15 protein-coding genes are annotated in these 16,072 nt (G+C 59.7%); 8 read left to right on the top strand and 7 right to left on the bottom strand.

Annotated features, from left to right (window positions below; all coding sequences use genetic code 11):
• Positions 1 to 2: 2 nt before the first annotated feature.
• Genes argE through GOW60_RS01145 form a run of 4 tightly spaced genes read left to right on the top strand, consistent with a single transcriptional unit; the run spans position 3 to position 4,745 of the window.
• Positions 3 to 1,172 carry an acetylornithine deacetylase gene (argE, locus tag GOW60_RS01130; protein WP_171227933.1) on the top strand — a complete coding sequence of 390 codons (1,170 nt, stop codon included), beginning with the start codon at positions 3 to 5 and terminating at the stop codon, positions 1,170 to 1,172.
• A 40-nt stretch (positions 1,173 to 1,212) separates the two neighbouring features.
• Positions 1,213 to 2,379, top strand: coding sequence for a M20 aminoacylase family protein (locus GOW60_RS01135; protein WP_171227934.1), 1,167 nt, complete (start codon positions 1,213 to 1,215; stop codon positions 2,377 to 2,379).
• A 16-nt stretch (positions 2,380 to 2,395) separates the two neighbouring features.
• A complete protein-coding gene (locus GOW60_RS01140) occupies positions 2,396 to 3,559 on the top strand; it encodes a M20 aminoacylase family protein (RefSeq protein WP_171227935.1) in 1,164 nt (387 codons plus the stop codon).
• Between the two features lie 22 nt (positions 3,560 to 3,581).
• Positions 3,582 to 4,745, top strand: a complete 1,164-nt coding sequence (locus GOW60_RS01145; RefSeq protein WP_171227936.1) for a M20 aminoacylase family protein — start codon at positions 3,582 to 3,584, stop codon at positions 4,743 to 4,745.
• Positions 4,746 to 4,816: 71 nt separating this feature from the next.
• Here GOW60_RS01145 and GOW60_RS01150 read toward each other — a convergent pair whose 3' ends face one another.
• Both GOW60_RS01150 and moaA read right to left on the bottom strand, forming a co-directional pair.
• Positions 4,817 to 6,115, bottom strand: a complete 1,299-nt coding sequence (locus tag GOW60_RS01150; RefSeq protein ID WP_171227937.1) for a 3-deoxy-D-manno-octulosonic acid transferase — start codon at positions 6,113 to 6,115, stop codon at positions 4,817 to 4,819.
• Between the two features lies 1 nt (position 6,116).
• Positions 6,117 to 7,124: a GTP 3',8-cyclase MoaA gene (gene moaA, locus GOW60_RS01155; RefSeq protein WP_171227938.1), complete on the bottom strand. Its 1,008-nt coding sequence runs from the start codon at positions 7,122 to 7,124 to the stop codon at positions 6,117 to 6,119.
• Positions 7,125 to 7,214: 90 nt separating this feature from the next.
• On the opposite strand from moaA, the gene GOW60_RS01160 reads away from it, so the two are divergent.
• Positions 7,215 to 7,646 carry a hypothetical protein gene (locus tag GOW60_RS01160; protein ID WP_152458607.1) on the top strand — a complete coding sequence of 144 codons (432 nt, stop codon included), beginning with the start codon at positions 7,215 to 7,217 and terminating at the stop codon, positions 7,644 to 7,646.
• On the opposite strand, the gene GOW60_RS01165 is transcribed toward GOW60_RS01160, so the two are convergent.
• Genes GOW60_RS01165 through glmU form a run of 4 tightly spaced genes read right to left on the bottom strand, consistent with a single transcriptional unit; the run spans position 7,634 to position 12,051 of the window.
• The gene (locus GOW60_RS01165; protein WP_171227939.1) at positions 7,634 to 8,320 is read right to left on the bottom strand and encodes a DNA alkylation repair protein; all 687 of its coding nucleotides are present in this window, start codon (positions 8,318 to 8,320) and stop codon (positions 7,634 to 7,636) included. The two genes, GOW60_RS01160 and GOW60_RS01165, sit on opposite strands and share 13 nt — an antisense overlap.
• A gap of 5 nt (positions 8,321 to 8,325) precedes the next feature.
• Complete coding sequence (locus GOW60_RS01170) at positions 8,326 to 8,868, bottom strand: pyridoxamine 5'-phosphate oxidase family protein (RefSeq protein WP_171227940.1); 543 nt, start codon at positions 8,866 to 8,868, stop codon at positions 8,326 to 8,328.
• Between the two features lie 3 nt (positions 8,869 to 8,871).
• Entirely contained in the window at positions 8,872 to 10,695 is a 1,824-nt protein-coding gene (gene glmS, locus GOW60_RS01175) for a glutamine--fructose-6-phosphate transaminase (isomerizing) (RefSeq protein WP_171227941.1), read from the bottom strand.
• A gap of 3 nt (positions 10,696 to 10,698) precedes the next feature.
• Entirely contained in the window at positions 10,699 to 12,051 is a 1,353-nt protein-coding gene (gene glmU / locus GOW60_RS01180) for a bifunctional UDP-N-acetylglucosamine diphosphorylase/glucosamine-1-phosphate N-acetyltransferase GlmU (protein WP_171227942.1), read from the bottom strand.
• A 134-nt stretch (positions 12,052 to 12,185) separates the two neighbouring features.
• Here glmU and GOW60_RS01185 point away from each other — a divergent pair, with 134 nt between their 5' ends.
• The 3 genes from GOW60_RS01185 to GOW60_RS01195 all read left to right on the top strand — a co-directional run bounded on the left by GOW60_RS01185 (position 12,186) and on the right by GOW60_RS01195 (position 15,415).
• Positions 12,186 to 12,857 carry an HAD-IA family hydrolase gene (locus GOW60_RS01185; protein ID WP_171227943.1) on the top strand — a complete coding sequence of 224 codons (672 nt, stop codon included), beginning with the start codon at positions 12,186 to 12,188 and terminating at the stop codon, positions 12,855 to 12,857.
• A 39-nt stretch (positions 12,858 to 12,896) separates the two neighbouring features.
• Positions 12,897 to 14,087, top strand: coding sequence for a DegT/DnrJ/EryC1/StrS aminotransferase family protein (locus tag GOW60_RS01190; protein ID WP_171227944.1), 1,191 nt, complete (start codon positions 12,897 to 12,899; stop codon positions 14,085 to 14,087).
• Positions 14,088 to 14,251: 164 nt separating this feature from the next.
• Positions 14,252 to 15,415 (top strand): isovaleryl-CoA dehydrogenase, encoded by a 1,164-nt coding sequence (locus tag GOW60_RS01195; RefSeq protein ID WP_171115013.1) that lies wholly within the window; start codon positions 14,252 to 14,254, stop codon positions 15,413 to 15,415.
• Between the two features lie 52 nt (positions 15,416 to 15,467).
• Here GOW60_RS01195 and GOW60_RS01200 read toward each other — a convergent pair whose 3' ends face one another.
• Positions 15,468 to 16,070, bottom strand: coding sequence for an OmpW family protein (locus GOW60_RS01200; protein ID WP_171227945.1), 603 nt, complete (start codon positions 16,068 to 16,070; stop codon positions 15,468 to 15,470).
• Between the last annotated feature and the right edge of the window lie 2 nt (positions 16,071 to 16,072).

The following is a 16,072-nucleotide window of genomic DNA, read 5'->3' on the forward strand; positions in this document are numbered from 1 at the left end:
CAATGGCGAAACGCCTGACCCCGCTTGAGATCATGACACAGCTGATCTCATTTCCGACCGTAAGCCGTGATACCAATCTGCCGCTGGTGGATTGGGTTCAGGACTACTTGCAGGGCCACGGAATCGAAAGCCACCGCTGGCCGGATCCGGACCAACCGCACAAGGCCGCGATCTTTGCGCATGTTGGTCCGATGGAACAAGGCGCGGTGGTTCTGTCCGGTCACACGGATGTCGTGCCGGTGGACGGTCAGCCGTGGGACACTGATCCTTTCACGGTGACCGAGAAAGACGGCAGATACTTCGGTCGCGGCACCTGCGACATGAAGGGGTTTGACGCCTTGGCCATCTGGGCCCTGGTCGAAGCACACCATGCCAATATCAGCCGGCCGCTTCAGTTGGCGCTCAGCTTTGACGAAGAGGTCGGATGCACCGGTGCACCGCCGATGATTGAAGCAATGCAACAGGTTCTGCCCAAGGGATCGGCAGTGATAGTGGGTGAGCCGTCGATGATGCAGGCGGTAACGGGGCATAAGGGCGGGTTCGGCATCGATACACATATCGTCGGGTTCGAAGTGCACAGCTCGATTATGCACACTGGCGTGAACGCTATCATGGCGGCGGCGCCTTTGATCGATTGGGCAAATCACAGAAATGCCGAAAGCATGGCTGCTGAGCAGAGCGAAATCGCGGCTGTATTTGATCCGCCTTGGACAACCTGTCATGTCGGCATGATTGAAGGCGGAACCGCCCATAACATCACCGCCAAAGACTGCACTTTCATGATGGATTTCCGCACGGTGCCGGACGAAACGCAGGCTGAATGGCGCGATGCCTATATCGAACAGGTCCGCCAGGTCGAAGCTCGGATGCAGGCCGTTCACCCCGATGCGCGCATCGAACTGTCTGAGCATTTCGCGATCCCGGGGCTGGTGCCCGAACAGGACGGAGAAGCCGAAGCTTTGGTGCGCGCCCTGACCGGGGACAACGCCAGCCACGTCGTCAGCTATGGGACCGAGGCGGGGCAGTTTCAGGCGGCCGGGTACTCAGCGGTGATCTGCGGCCCCGGCGATATCGCGCAGGCTCATCAGCCGAACGAGTTCATATCGATCGCGCAGTTCGAAGCTGGGCATGGGTTCATGCAACGATTGGTTGAAAGGCTGAGCGCGGCGTAACATCCAACGTGGCTTCAGTGGTTCAGGGGAGGGTCTTGAGATGCCTGTCAAAAACAGACTTGCAGAGATGCATGGCGATATTACCAAGTGGCGCCGCCACCTGCACGCACATCCTGAACTGATGTATGACGTGCATGAAACGGCTGCTTTCGTAGTCGAGCGTCTCAGGGAATTTGGTGTGGATGAGATCACGCCGGGAATTGGCAGGACGGGTGTCGTGGCCGTGATCCGGGGACGGCAGGATACGACCGGGCGCGTGATCGGATTGCGCGCCGACATGGACGCATTGCCGATCGAAGAAGCGACGGGGTTGGACTATGCCTCGACCGTATCGGGCAAGATGCACGCCTGCGGGCATGACGGGCATACCTCGATGCTGCTTGGGGCCGCCCAGTACCTGGCTGAAACCCGAAACTTCGATGGCACCGTTGTTCTGATTTTTCAGCCCGCCGAAGAAGGTGGCGCAGGCGGTCTGGCCATGTGTCAGGACGGCCTGATGGATCGCTGGAGCATTGATGAGGTCTATGGCATGCACAATATGCCGGGGTTGCCGGTGGGCGAATTCGCGATCCGACCCGGCGCCTTGCTGGCCTCATCTGATGAGTTTGAAATCACGATCACCGGCAAGGGCGGACATGCCGCTGCACCGCATGATGCGGTAGATACCACGCTGGTGGCCTCGCATATCGTCGTGTCGTTGCAATCCGTCGTGGCGCGCACCGTCGATCCGATCAAACGCGTGGTGCTGACTGTGGGTACGTTTGAAACGGACAGCGTCGCGTCGAACGTGATCGCGCATACCGTCCGCTTGCAGGGGACCGTCCGGACACTCGACCCCGAATACCGCGCCATTGCAGAAGAGCGCGTGCGCAGGATCGCCGAGGATACGGCCTCGGCCTTCGGCGCAAAGGCGGATGTCGTCTGGACGCCCGGCTATCCTGTGACTGTGAACTCCGAGGCCGAAACGGCATACGCTGCCGAGGCGGCCGAGGCCGTGGCGGGCAAGGTCAATGACAGCACTGATCCGATCATGCCGTCGGAAGATTTCGCCTACATGCTTGAAGAACGGCCCGGAGCTTACATCTTTATCGGGAACGGGGACACGGCGATGTGCCATCACCCGGAATACAATTTTGACGACAATGCGATTCCCGCCGGTTGCAGTTGGTTTGCGGAGATCGTGGAACGACGATTGCCTGTGGCATAATTTGAGGGAGAGTGACATGCCGATCAAAAACCGCCTTGCAGAGATGCACGAAGAGATCACAGGCTGGCGGCGTGACATTCACCAACACCCGGAAATTCTGTACGACACGCACCGCACCAGCGCGCTGGTGGCGGAAAAGCTGAAGGAATTCGGCTGTGATGGGGTCGTTACAGGCATCGGTCGTACCGGCGTGGTCGGGGTCATTCGGGGAAAGAGCGACACGCAGGGCCGGGTGATTGGCCTGCGCGCCGACATGGATGCGCTGCCGATGCAGGAACAGACCGGGCTGGACTATGCCTCGAAGACATCAGGCGCGATGCATGCCTGCGGGCATGACGGGCATACCGCCATGGTTTTGGGGGCGGCAAAGTACCTGTCTGAGACGCGCAATTTCGATGGCACTGCAATCGTGATCTTTCAGCCTGCCGAAGAGGGCGGGAATGGTGCCGAGGCCATGTGCAAGGACGGTCTGATGGACCGGTTCGGCATTCAGGAAGTCTATGCGATGCACAACGTACCGGGCCTGCCGACCGGGCAGTTCGCGATCCGTTCGGGCCCTTTGCTGGCCGCAGCGGACGAGTTTGATATCCATCTTGAAGGGCGCGGCGGTCACGCTGCAAAACCCCACGAGACGGTCGATACGACGGTGATGCTGTCGCAAATGATCGTGGCATTGCAGACGATCGTGTCGCGCAATGCCGATCCGATCCTGCAAGCCGTGCTGTCGGTGACGTCTGTCGAGACGTCATCGAAAGCGTTCAACGTGATCCCGCAATCGGCGCAGATACGCGGCACGGTCCGAACCCATTCCAACCAGATGCGAGATCTGATCGAACAGCGCCTCAAAGAGGTCGCCGAAGGGATTGCAGCAACATTCGGTGGTTCCGTGAACGTCAATTACTCGCGCGGCGTTCCGGTGACGATCAATGCCGAAACTCAGACGGGATATGCGGCAGAGGCCGCAGTCTCGGTCGGGGGCAGCTGCATCGAGGCACCGATGGTGATGGGGGGCGAGGATTTCTCGTTCATGCTGGAGGAACGGCCCGGAGCCTTCATCGTTCTGGGCAACGGTGACAGCGCCGGGTTGCACCACCCTGAATACGATTTCAACGACGAGATCATCCCGATCGGATGCTCGTGGTTCGCAGAAATGGTCGAGCGCCGAATGCCGGCGGCTTGAACTGAATTAGGAGAGAATAGACATGCCAGTCAAAAACCGCTTTGCCGAATTGCAGGATGAGATCACCGCCTGGCGACGGGATCTGCACCAAAACCCTGAAATCCTGTTCGAAACGCACCGCACCAGCGCAATTGTGGCCGAGAAGTTGCAGGAGTTTGGTTGCGACGAGGTCGTCACCGGCATCGGGCGTACAGGCGTTGTTGGCGTGATCAAGGGCAAATCGGACAGCAGCGGCAAGGTGATCGGTTTGCGGGCGGATATGGATGCGCTGCCGATCCATGAGGCGACGGGGTTGGACTATGCCTCGAAAACGCCGGGCGCCATGCATGCCTGCGGCCATGATGGCCACACGGCGATGCTGCTTGGTGCGGCGAAGTACCTGTCTGAAACCCGAAATTTCGATGGCACGGTTGTTGTGATCTTCCAGCCTGCCGAAGAGGGCGGCGGCGGTGGTCGTGAAATGTGCGAAGATGGCATGATGGACCGCTGGAATATTCAGGAAGTCTACGGCATGCACAATTGGCCGGGACAACCTGTGGGCAAGTTCGCCATCCGTCCCGGTTCCTTCTTTGCCGCAACCGATCAGTTCGACATCACTTTCGAAGGGCGCGGCGGTCATGCTGCCAAGCCGCATGAAACAGTAGATACCACGGTACTTGCTGCGCAGGCGGTGTTGGCGCTTCAGACGATTTCGTCGCGCAATGCCGATCCGATCGATCAGGTCGTGGTGTCGGTGACGTCGTTCGAGACCTCGTCGAAAGCGTTCAACGTGATCCCGCAGACTGTTCAGATCAAGGGTACCGTGCGCACCATGAGCAAGGATATGCGGGATCTGGCCGAAAAGCGGATCAATGAGATTTGCAACGGTGTGGCGGCAACGTTCGGAGGCACCGCCGATGTGACCTACATCCGCGGGTATCCGGTGATGGTGAACAGTGAAGAGCAGACAGAGTTTGCAGCAGCTGTTGCCCGGTCGGTATCTGGTGATTGTGATGATGCGCCTTTGGTCATGGGCGGCGAGGATTTTGCCTTTATGCTGGAGGAGCGCCCAGGCGCCTATATTCTAGTGGGTAACGGCGATACGGCCATGGTTCACCACCCGGAATACAACTTCAACGATGAGGCGATTCCCGCCGGGTGCAGCTGGTGGGCAGAGATCGTCGAGCAGCGGATGCCGGCGGCCTGATGGGGCGGGTGGGGGCTCTGCCCCCACACCCCCGGGATATTTTTGGCCAGATGAAGAAGGATCCCGCCTACTTACGTCAGGTCGAGCGAACGGCACAGCGTTTCCACGACGGAGTCCAGTGCGTTGCTTTGCGTCTTGACGCAGGATTGGGCGGCGCTGCGGGCCCGGGTCAGGGCTTGGTCGTCTGAAAGCCAATGGTCGACCGCCGCAGAGAGATCTGTTTCGGTTCGAACCTCGATGGCGCCACCGGTTTTGATCAACGGCGCGAAAGTTTCAGCAAAATTGAAGTATCCGGGGCCGGTTATCACGGCGGCTCCGGCCTGGGCGGGTTCGAAAGGGTTGTGGCCGCCGATATTTTTAAGGGAGCCGCCCAGGAACACGATGGGAGACAGAGCGTACCATGTGCCGGTCTCGCCCAGTGTATCAGCGACATATACCTGGGTTTCGGTTTTGATCGGGGAAGTTTCTGATCGGAACGCGGCGTTGAGATCGGAGGCGTCCAGTAGTTTTGCGATATCGCCGCGGCGCTCTGGGTGGCGGGGGATCAGCAACAGCAGCAGATCGGGCCAGCGTTCCAGAAGTGATTTATGCGCGGCCAGAACGATTTCCTCTTCACCGGCATGGCTTGAACTGGCGATCCACACAGGTCTGCCAGAAATCTGAGAACCGATGTCTTCGAGCGTGCCGTGGTCTATGGGAAGAGGGTCTGACATGGCCTTGAGATTGGTGCCGGGCCGGACGCGACCGGCAGGGGCACCCATGGCTGCCAGGTTGGCTGCGGTTTTGTCGTTTTGCGTCAGGAACAGGTTGAACTTGTTCAAAACGAACCGCGCTGTTCTGGGGCGTTTTTTCCAACCGGCAACGGACTTGTCCGACAGTCGTGCATTCAGAAGGGCCAGCGGAACGCCGCGTTTGGCGCTTTCGACGATCAAACGCGGCCAAATCTCACTTTCGACGAAAACCCCGCCCTCTGGTTGCCAATGGTTCAGAAAGCGCCGGACCGGGCCTGCCGTGTCAAGCGGCGGGAATTGATGCCGTGTACGGGGCGGCAGGCGTTTTTCGATCAGAGCCGCTGAGGTCGGGGTGCCCGAGGTGATCAGAAACTCTGCCTCGGGCAGGCGGTCTGCTAGCCGTCTGATCAGGCTGAGAACCGAAAGGCTTTCGCCGACGCTGGCGGCGTGGAACCAGACCAAACGCCCATTTGGTCTGGGCAGGCTGGCATGGCCAAGGCGTTCTTGTTGCCGCTTATCAGGTACGTTTGCTGCCCGCAGCTTGTTCCGAACGACCCGCCATATCAGAGGCGCGGCCAGAGATGTGAGGGCGCAGTACACATGGTACAACGCCGTGGGGCGGCCGTCGTGATCCGGCATATCAGCCGCCTGTATGGCTCATGTGACGGCTCATCCGGCCATCGACGGCTTGGCGGGAATAGTCGAAGTCATGCCCTTTTGGTTTGAGATTGATCGCAGATCGGATCGCGTCTTCAAGTGGCCGTTCGGTATCGGGATGATCGCGCAGGGCGCCGCGCAGGTCGGCCATGTCTTCCTGACCCAGGCACATGTAGAGTTCGCCCGTGCAGGTCAGGCGGACCCTGTTGCAGCTTTCACAGAAATTGTGCGACAGCGGCGTTATGAAACCGATTTTCTGGCCGGTTTCCTCGAGCCGCACGTAACGGGCCGGGCCACCGCTGCGTTCGGCCAGATCGGTGACCGAATAGCGGTTTTCGTATTCTTTCCGCACGTCCTTGAGCGACCAGTACTGATCCAGGCGGTCTTCGTTGCCGATATCGCCCATGGGCATGACTTCGATCCAAGTCAGATCCATATCCCGCTGGGCGCACCATTCCGTGATTTTAGGAAGTTCGGGCTCGTTGAACCCTTTCAGGGCAACGGCGTTTATCTTGATCCGTAGTCCAGCTTTTTGCGCGGCGTCGATTCCGTTCAAAACCTGTTTCAGGCGACCCCAGCGCGTCACCTTGGCAAACTTGTCATCATCCAGAGTGTCCAGCGAGACATTCACCCGACGCACACCGGCCGCATACAGGTCTTCGGAAAATCGGTGCAGTTGCGAACCGTTGGTTGTCAGCGTCAACTCCTTCAATGCACCGCTGTCCAGATGACGTGTCATCGAATTGAAGAACGTCATGATGTTGCGACGCACCAAAGGCTCACCACCCGTAATGCGCAGCTTTTCGACCCCCATTCTGACGAAGGTCGAACACATCCGGTCCAGTTCCTCCAATGTCAGCAGGTCTTTCTTGGGCAGAAAGGTCATGTTCTCGGACATGCAATACACGCAGCGGAAGTCGCAGCGATCCGTGACGGAGACGCGGAGATACGTGATGGCGCGGGCAAACGGGTCGATTAGCGGAGCTGTCATGCCATATAGGTAAAGCTGGAACATGGCCGCGACAAGGGCGAACTGCGCTTTGCGCTGGAACAGGTAGGCGCAGGGTTGTAGGTTTCTGGCATGAAGAAAATACTTGTTTTGACATGCGTAATGACGGCCGGATGCGACGCCGTGCAGTCAACGACGGACCGAGTGTTCGGCGGGGGCGACGCGCCCGCCCAGACGGTGTCTGACACGGAAACGGGCACAGCAGTTGCCGAAGAGGTGTTGCAACCCGAACCGGTTTCCGCGCGCCCGAACTGGGTTGGCGCGAAAACCACCATCGCCGGGCTTGGGGATCCGACCACTCCGGGGCGCTGGATGCAGACGCCGTTGGTGGACAGCGAAGTTACAGCGCGTGTCGTCGTGCCACGGACCGGGGCGCAGGCCTATATCACGTTGGTCCCGGTTTCCGGTCCGGACAGCAGCGGCAGCCGCTTGTCACTGGACGCCATGAGGGCCCTGCTGGTGCCCTTCGACGAACTTGTCGAGCTTGAGGTCTATGTGAACTGATTTTTCAGGTATTTGCCTGCTTCGCGGCGGGCAAACGGCTTCATGGCATCACCGTGCTGTTTCAGAAAGGCGATCACGCGTTCCGGGTCATGTTTGGACAGTTCACGCAGCCACCAGGCGATGGATTTCTGGATGAACCAGTCGCGGTCTGAAACATATCCCGCAGCCCAGCCAAGGATGCGATCACGGCGGTGCAGATCGTCGGGCTTGGGGTGGTTCTGTTTGGTCCAGGGCAGGGTTGCGACCAAGGCCGCGCGCCGGGTCCACATGTGATCGGACCGGGTCCACAGTTCAACCTCGTCCAAGCGCTCGGGATCTGCTGAAAGCCGTTTTTGCATCGCCATGCACGCGTGGTCCGCAACGGCCCATGCATCGAAATCCGGCAGCCAGCTTTGAAGCAAATTCCAAACCGCCGCATCCGGTCGGATGCGTGCCTGAGTCAAAAGCTTGGATGCAGCAAGTCGCCCCTCGTGGATGTTGCTTTGCCATAGCCCGTCCGCCAATGCGGCCCGCGCCGGTACGTCCAGTTCTTTCCGCCACGCCTTGGTCAGGTCGTTGAGAACCGGGTTCGCGACGCCCAGATAGATGCGATCCGCCTTGTGGTAACTGGCCATCTGGGTCGCGCGCTCGGGGTCACCATGCGCTTTGATCTGATCGAGATATCCACTCAGCATTGGGCTCACGTCGGTACGCCGGTTGGCTTTCCATCAATCGTATGGCTGTTCCTTTCCACCCAATACGAGCGGATGTCCTCGTCTGATTTTCCATCCACCCATTTCTGCATTGTATCGCGGTCAGATTGGAACTCCATGAAAGGCACGGCATAGCCGCAAGAGGTCTGCACCATGTCGATCGAATGGTCATAGATCTGCCGTGCGCTTCGGTGATCAGGAAATAGACCGGCAAGGTCGTCCCATCCATCATCCCCGACATGCAGGCAACGTGCCGTGCCATAGGTGCGCAGGATCATCGGACGTGTGGTGAAGGAACACCACATCAGCGTCATCCTGTTGATCTGCAAAAGATGCCCCGCCGTTTCATTGCCACTGCCGGTCAGGTTCATCCAGACGATGCGGTTCGGCCCCAATACCCGCAGCGAATCCATTCCCTTGGGGGAAATATTGACACGACCTTCGGCCCCAGCGGTGCCGACGAAGAACATGTGCTGATCTTCGATGAACTTTTGATGCGCTTCCTCAAGCTGTGGGAACTGCTTGGCCATAATTCACTCCACCGTGACCGACTTTGCCAGATTGCGCGGCTGATCCACATCGGTGCCCTTGGCAACCGCCGTGTGATAGGCCAGCAATTGCGCGGGAACCGAATACAGGATCGGTGCAAGACTGGTGTGAACATGCGGCATGCGGATGGTGCTCCAGACGCCGTCGCCGGCCTCGTCAATGCCGTCATCATCAGAGACCAGGATCACCTTGCCCTTGCGCGCCATCACTTCCTGCATATTCGACACGGTCTTGTCGAACACGGTGTCACGGGGTGCCATGACAACCACGGGCATATGCTTGTCGATCAGGGCGATGGGGCCGTGTTTCAACTCTCCTGACGCATAACCTTCGGCGTGGATATAGCTGATTTCCTTCAGCTTCAGCGCGCCTTCCATTGCCAGCGGATACATCAGGCCACGGCCCAGAAACAGGACGTCGCGCGCCTCGGACAGGCGTTGGGCGGCTTTGCGGATTGCCCGGTTCTGATCGAGTGCGGCGTTCAGCACGGTCGGCAACCCGCGCAGCGCGGCGGCATGATCGGCGATGTCCTCATCCGTCATCGTGCCCCGGTCTGCTGCGGCCTTGAGCGCCAGCATCAGCAGCACGCTCAACTGGCAGGTGAAGGCTTTTGTCGACGCCACTCCGATTTCGACACCGGCATGGATCGGCAAGGCGATATCGCTTTCGCGTGCAATCGAGCTTTCGGGCACGTTGACGACCGAAACGATCTTGTCTGCCTTGCCCTCACAATACCGCAACGCGGCCAGCGTGTCGGCGGTTTCGCCCGACTGGCTGACGAAAAGCGCCAGTGTTCGATCCGTGATCGGAGGTTCGCGATAGCGGAACTCGCTGGCGATATCGACCTCGACCGGCATCTTGGCCAGTTGCTCGAACCAGTATTTCGCGGTCAGGCAGGCGTAAAACGCGGTGCCGCAGGCCACCATGGTCAGACGGTCCAGCTTGCTGAAATCCAGATCGGCGTCGGGCAGTGCAACGCGGTCACCGCCCGTGGGCAGGTAGGACCGGATCGCCTCTGCCACGACGATGGGCTGTTCAGCGATTTCCTTGGCCATGAAATGCTTGTGCTCGCCCTTGTCCGCACGCGCATGATCCAGCTTGATCTTGCGCTTTTCCCGGTTTGCCAGCTCACCGGCTTCGTTGCGGATTTCAAGCGACGTTCGGGTCAGAACCGCGCGGTCGCCTTCTTCCAGATATGTGATCTGGTTGGTCAGAGGCGCCAGGGCGATGGCGTCAGAGCCCACATACATCTCGCCATCCCCATGTCCGATGGCCAGTGGTGATCCCTTGCGGGCCGCCACGATCAGGTCGTCCTCTCCGTCGAACAGAAAGGCCAGCGCAAAGGCGCCTTCCAACTGGTCGATCGTCTTGAACGCGGCCTCAACCGGGGACAGGCCCGAGTTCAGGTGGTGTTCCGTCATGAGGGCAACCGTTTCCGTGTCGGTTTCGGTTTGGAAATCAACGCCATGTTCGGCCAGTTCGGCCCTCAGGTCGCGATAGTTTTCGACGATGCCGTTGTGAACGACGGCCACAGGACCCGCCTTGTGCGGATGTGCATTGTTGACCGACGGGGCGCCATGCGTGGCCCAGCGGGTATGGCCTATGCCGGATTTTCCGGGAAGAGGATCATGCACCAGAAGGTCGCTGAGGTTGACCAGCTTGCCAACCGCGCGCCGCCGGCCCAATACGCCGTCGTTGACGGTTGCTATCCCGGCGCTGTCATAGCCGCGATATTCAAGCCGTTTCAGGGCTTCTACCAGAATAGGGGCGGCCTCGTGCTGCCCCAAAACACCTACTATTCCACACATACCTCAGGCCTTTTTATCGCGGCGAGCCTTTTTCGCCTTCAACATATCAAACAATTTGCGCGCATATCCGGGCTTGTTTTCCTGCTTGGCCCGCGCAACAGCCAGCGCATCAGGGTCCACATCCCTGGTCACGACAGTGCCCGTCGCGGTCATCGCGCCGTCGCCCACTGTGACCGGCGCCACCAGCATGGTGTTCGAGCCGACAAAGACATTCTCACCAATCGTGGTCTTGTGCTTCATCACGCCGTCATAGTTGCAGGTGATCGTGCCCGCACCGATGTTGGTCGCTGCGCCAACCGAAGCGTCCCCGATATAGCTGAGGTGATTGACCTTCGCGCCTTCGGCGATTTCGGCATTCTTGATCTCGACAAAATTGCCCACCCGCGTGTTTTCGGCCAGTTCGGCACCGGGGCGCAGGCGCGCGTAGGGGCCGACGACAGCGCCCCGGCTGACATGGCAGCCCTCAAGATGCGAAAAGGCGCGGATCGTTGCGCCGCTTTCGACCGTGACGCCCGGGCCGAACACCACATTCGGTTCGATCACCGTATCGCGCCCGACCACCGTATCCGCGGCCAGATACACCGTGTCAGGCGCCATCAACGTGACGCCCAGTTCAAGCAGCTCGCCACGGGCGCGTGCCTGAAATACGGCATCGGCGGCCGCCAGATCGGCGCGAGAGTTCACGCCCAGCGTCTGCGCCTCGTCGCACGCGACTGCGGTCACGTTCAGCCCACGGCGGCGCGCAATTTCAACCACGTCGGTCAGATAGTATTCGCCCGAAGCGTTGTCGTTTCCGACCTCGTCGATCAGCGAAAACAGCAGCTGCGCATTGCAGGCCAAAAGTCCTGAATTGCAGAATGTTATGGATCGTTCTTCATTCGACGCATCCTTGAATTCGACAATGCGTTCCAGCACGTCGCCATTCATAACCAGCCGGCCATAACGGGCAGGATCGGCGGCCTCGAAGCCCAGGATCACCAGATCGTTGTCAGCCCGAGCGGCGATCATCCTTTCCAGCGTGTCGGGCTGCAGGAACGGGGTGTCGCCGCAAAGAACAACCACATCACCTTCGAAGCCGCTCAATGCGCTTCGGGCCTGGGCGACCGCATGGGCCGTACCCAACTGGTCTTCCTGCACGGTGATCTGCGCCCCTTCATCCTCGGCCCGTGCAACCTTTGCCACGGCTTCGGACCCGTGGCCGGTGACGATCACGGTATGTTCGGGCGACAAGACAGATCCGGCGCGCATCGCATGGATCAGCATCGGAACCTGAGCGATGGGATGCAGAACTTTGGGAAGGTCCGAATTCATCCTGGTGCCTTTTCCGGCGGCAAGGATGACGAGGGCAGTGGTCATGAATTCGTTTTCTCTTTGTGTTTTGTTGCCGTCCGTTTTATCCGCTGAGGTCAAAGGCGCAAGCCGTTCGGCCATCAAACAAGATTGCCGATTGAAACAGGATACGGCGAAAACCTGCCGAGCAAGGGGGCGAAATGCGCACCGTCATCTTCGATCTGGACGGCACTTTGGCGGACACGTCCGGCGATTTGCTGGCGGCCGCGAACCATTGTTTCCGCAAGATGGGGCACGGGGATGTACTGGTCCACGGGCCGGATTCCGGTGTGGCGCTGCGAGGTGGGCGCATGATGCTGACCCACGGGCTGAAACGAGTTGGGGCCTATGACGAGGATACGGTGCAGGCCTATTACCCGGTTCTTCTTGAGGCCTACGCGCAGGACATCGACACCCACACCAGTTTCTACCCGGGTGCACTACAGGCGGTCGAGATGCTTAGTGACGCGGGGTACGGTGTGGGCATTTGCACGAACAAACCGGAACATCTGGCCGAATTGTTGCTGACTCGCTTGGGGGTGCGGGACCGTTTTGCATCTTTGGTCGGGGCCGATACGCTGCCGGTACGCAAACCGGACCCGGCGCCGTTGCGTGAAGCCGCGCGCCGTGCCGGGGGAGATCCGGACTTGTGCGTACTGGTCGGAGACTCGGATACCGACCGCAATACCGCCAGGGCGGCGGGCGTTCCTTCGGTGCTGGTTACCTTCGGGCCATCGGGGGATGACATGGCGGCGCTGGAACCCGAAGCCCTTCTGCATCATTTTGACGACTTGCCCGGCCTCGTGCCTGATCTGATCGGTGCGGCAGCCTGAAACCTTGACCGGACCCTTTCGGAGCCTCAGAACAAGACCATGACCGACGTATTCTCTGGCAGCTTTACGCAGCAGGAACCCCTTCCGGAAGATGCAATCGAGGCGGCACTGGCCGTTCTGCGCCATGGGCGTCTGCATCGATACAATGTCGTCCCCGGAGAGTTGGGGGAAACGGCCCTGCTGGAGCAGGAATTTGCGGCGCAGATGGGGGCCAAATACTGTCTTGCGGTTTCGTCTGGCGGTTACGCTCTGGCCACGGCCCTGCGTGCGGTTGGCGTGCAGCCAAGCGACCCGGTATTAACCAATGCGTTTACGCTGGCCCCGGTCCCGGGGTCCATCGCCTCGGTCGGAGGGCGGGCAATATTTGTCGGAGTGACGGAAGACCTGACCATTGATCTGGATGATCTTGAGGGCAAGCTGGATCAAGCGCGTGTTCTGATGCTCAGCCATATGCGCGGGCATCTGTGTGATATGGACCGGCTGATGCAGATGTGTGACGCAGCCGGGGTGATCGTGATCGAGGATTGCGCACACACGATGGGTGCAGCCTGGCGCGGTCAGTTGTCAGGACGGCAGGGCGCGATCGGGTGTTATTCCTGTCAGACCTACAAGCATGTCAATTCCGGCGAAGGGGGCTTGCTGGTCACCGATGACGAGGAACTGGCGGCCAAGGCCACGATGTTGTCGGGGTCCTACATGTTGTACGAACGCCATCTGGCGGCGCCGGGGCCTGAGGTGTTCGAGCGGATCAAGTACACCACGCCCAACGTTTCTGGCCGGATGGACAATTTGCGCGCGGCGATCCTGCGCCCGCAATTGCGGGATCTGGACCGACAGGTGGCCCGGTGGAACGAACGTTATCGCGAGATCGAAACCGGGTTGCGGGGTACGCCGGGCCTGACGATCGTCGAACGGCCCGAAGAGGAAACCTATGTCGGGTCTTCGATTCAGTTCCTGCTGCTGGATTGGGCGCCTGAACGGATATCCGAAGTGATCAGCCGTTGCGCGGCGCGTGGGGTTGAGCTGAAGTGGTTCGGCGGTGCCGAACCGACAGGATTCACGTCGCGCTATGACAGTTGGCGATATTTCGATAGCGAGCGGATGCCTAAAAGTGACCGCGTTCTGGCCGGCGTTATGGATATGCGCGTGCCTTTGACGTTTTCCCTGGAGGATTGTCGATTGATCGCCCGGATCATCCGGGCCGAAGTGAGCGCGGTTTATCAGCCTTGACCAATCGGAGTGCGCCTGCGGCGCACGCTCGATCTTTTGAAACGCCGCCCTTTGCGGGGCGGCGTTTTCCATTTCGGACGCGCTGTCACAAAGATTGACCGGCAGCAGATTCGCTGCTAGAGATTTATTGAACACTTGTTCATTAAAGCGGAGGGAAGACGCAGATGTTCATGGCCACGATGAAGTTCGATCTGGGTGAGGATGTGAATGCCCTGCGCGAGATGGTGCATCGCTGGGCGCAGGAGCGTGTCAAGCCGATGGCGGCCGAGATCGACGCCACCAATGCCTTTCCGAACGAGCTGTGGAAAGAGATGGGAGAGCTTGGTCTGCTGGGTGTTACCGTGCCGGAAGAGTACGGCGGTGCAGGCATGTCTTATCTGGCGCATACGATCGCCGTCGAAGAGGTCGCGCGCGCTTCAGCTTCGGTTTCTTTGTCATACGGGGCGCATTCGAACCTGTGCGTGAACCAGATCAAGCTGAACGGCAATGAAGAACAGAAGCAAAAGTACCTGCCGCGGCTGATCTCGGGCGAGCATGTGGGGGCGCTGGCCATGTCGGAGCCTTCGGCCGGGTCGGATGTGGTGTCGATGAAGCTGCGCGCGGAAAAGCGGAACGATCATTACCGTCTGAACGGCAACAAATACTGGATCACCAACGGGCCGGATGCGGATACTCTGGTGGTTTATGCCAAGACGGACCCCGATGCCGGATCGAAGGGTATCACCGCATTTCTGATCGAAAAAGAGATGAAGGGTTTTTCAACCTCGCCCCATTTCGACAAGCTGGGTATGCGCGGGTCGAACACGGCCGAGCTGATCTTTGAAGACGTCGAGGTGCCGTTCGAGAACGTGTTGGGCGAGGAGGGCAAGGGTGTTGCCGTGCTCATGTCGGGTCTGGATTATGAACGGGTCGTGCTGGCAGGCATCGGGACCGGCATCATGGCCGCCTGTCTGGACGAAGTGATGCCTTATCTGGCTGAGCGCAAGCAGTTCGGCAAACCCATCGGCAGCTTTCAGTTGATGCAGGGCAAGATTGCCGACATGTACACCGCGATGAACTCGGCGCGGGCCTATGTCTATGAAGTCGCCAAGGCGTGTGACCGCGGTGACGTGACCCGGCAGGATGCGGCAGCGTGCTGCCTTTACGCGTCGGAACAGGCGATGGTTCAGGCCCATCAGGCGGTTCAGGCGCTGGGCGGGGCGGGCTTCCTGTCGGATGCGCCGGTCAGCCGGATTTTCCGGGATGCCAAGCTGATGGAGATCGGTGCAGGCACCAGCGAGATTCGCCGGATGCTGATCGGCCGCGAAATGATGAATGAAATGCTCTGAAAGAAAGAACGCCCTGCGGACGAGGTAACCGCAGGGCGCTTTGGAAACGGGATCAGAACCGATGGACGTAGGAAACACCGACCAGCCAGGGATCGATTTCCGCGGTGCCGATGGGGGCGCCGTTGAGCGAAACGTCCGAGTCAATGTCGAACCAGCGCACGTTCAGGCGGATCGCCCCGTTGTCGGTGACCATGTAATCCAGACCCGCCTGCAACGAGACGCCGAAGGAGTCATCGACCTTGATGTTGCCCAGGGGCGATTGCTCGTCGAAGAAGATCGTATAGTTGAGACCGGCGCCGACATAGGGTTTCCAGGCGCTGTTGGTCGGGAAGTGATAGTTCAGCGACAAGGTAGGCGGCAGGTGCTTGACCGTTGCCGCGTCCGTACCGCCAAGGGCCACGGTGTGTTTGAACGGGGTCGCCGCCAGAAGCTCGATGCCCAGGTTGTCGCGAATAAAGTACTCTGCGGTGAAAATCGGGCGGGTGTCCGCGTCGATCGTCGCTGCTGCACCGGCCAGCGTGCCGTTGTCGGATTTCGGGTCCAGATAGCCAACACCGATACCCAGCGTCCAGTCCCCTTGCGACTGGGCCAAAGCCGGAGCCGCCAGGGCGACCAATGCGGTAGACAGTGTCAAAGCGGCGAGTTTCTTTGTCATAT

This window comes from Ruegeria sp. HKCCA4008, from assembly GCF_013033125.1.
Taxonomy (GTDB): domain Bacteria; phylum Pseudomonadota; class Alphaproteobacteria; order Rhodobacterales; family Rhodobacteraceae; genus Ruegeria.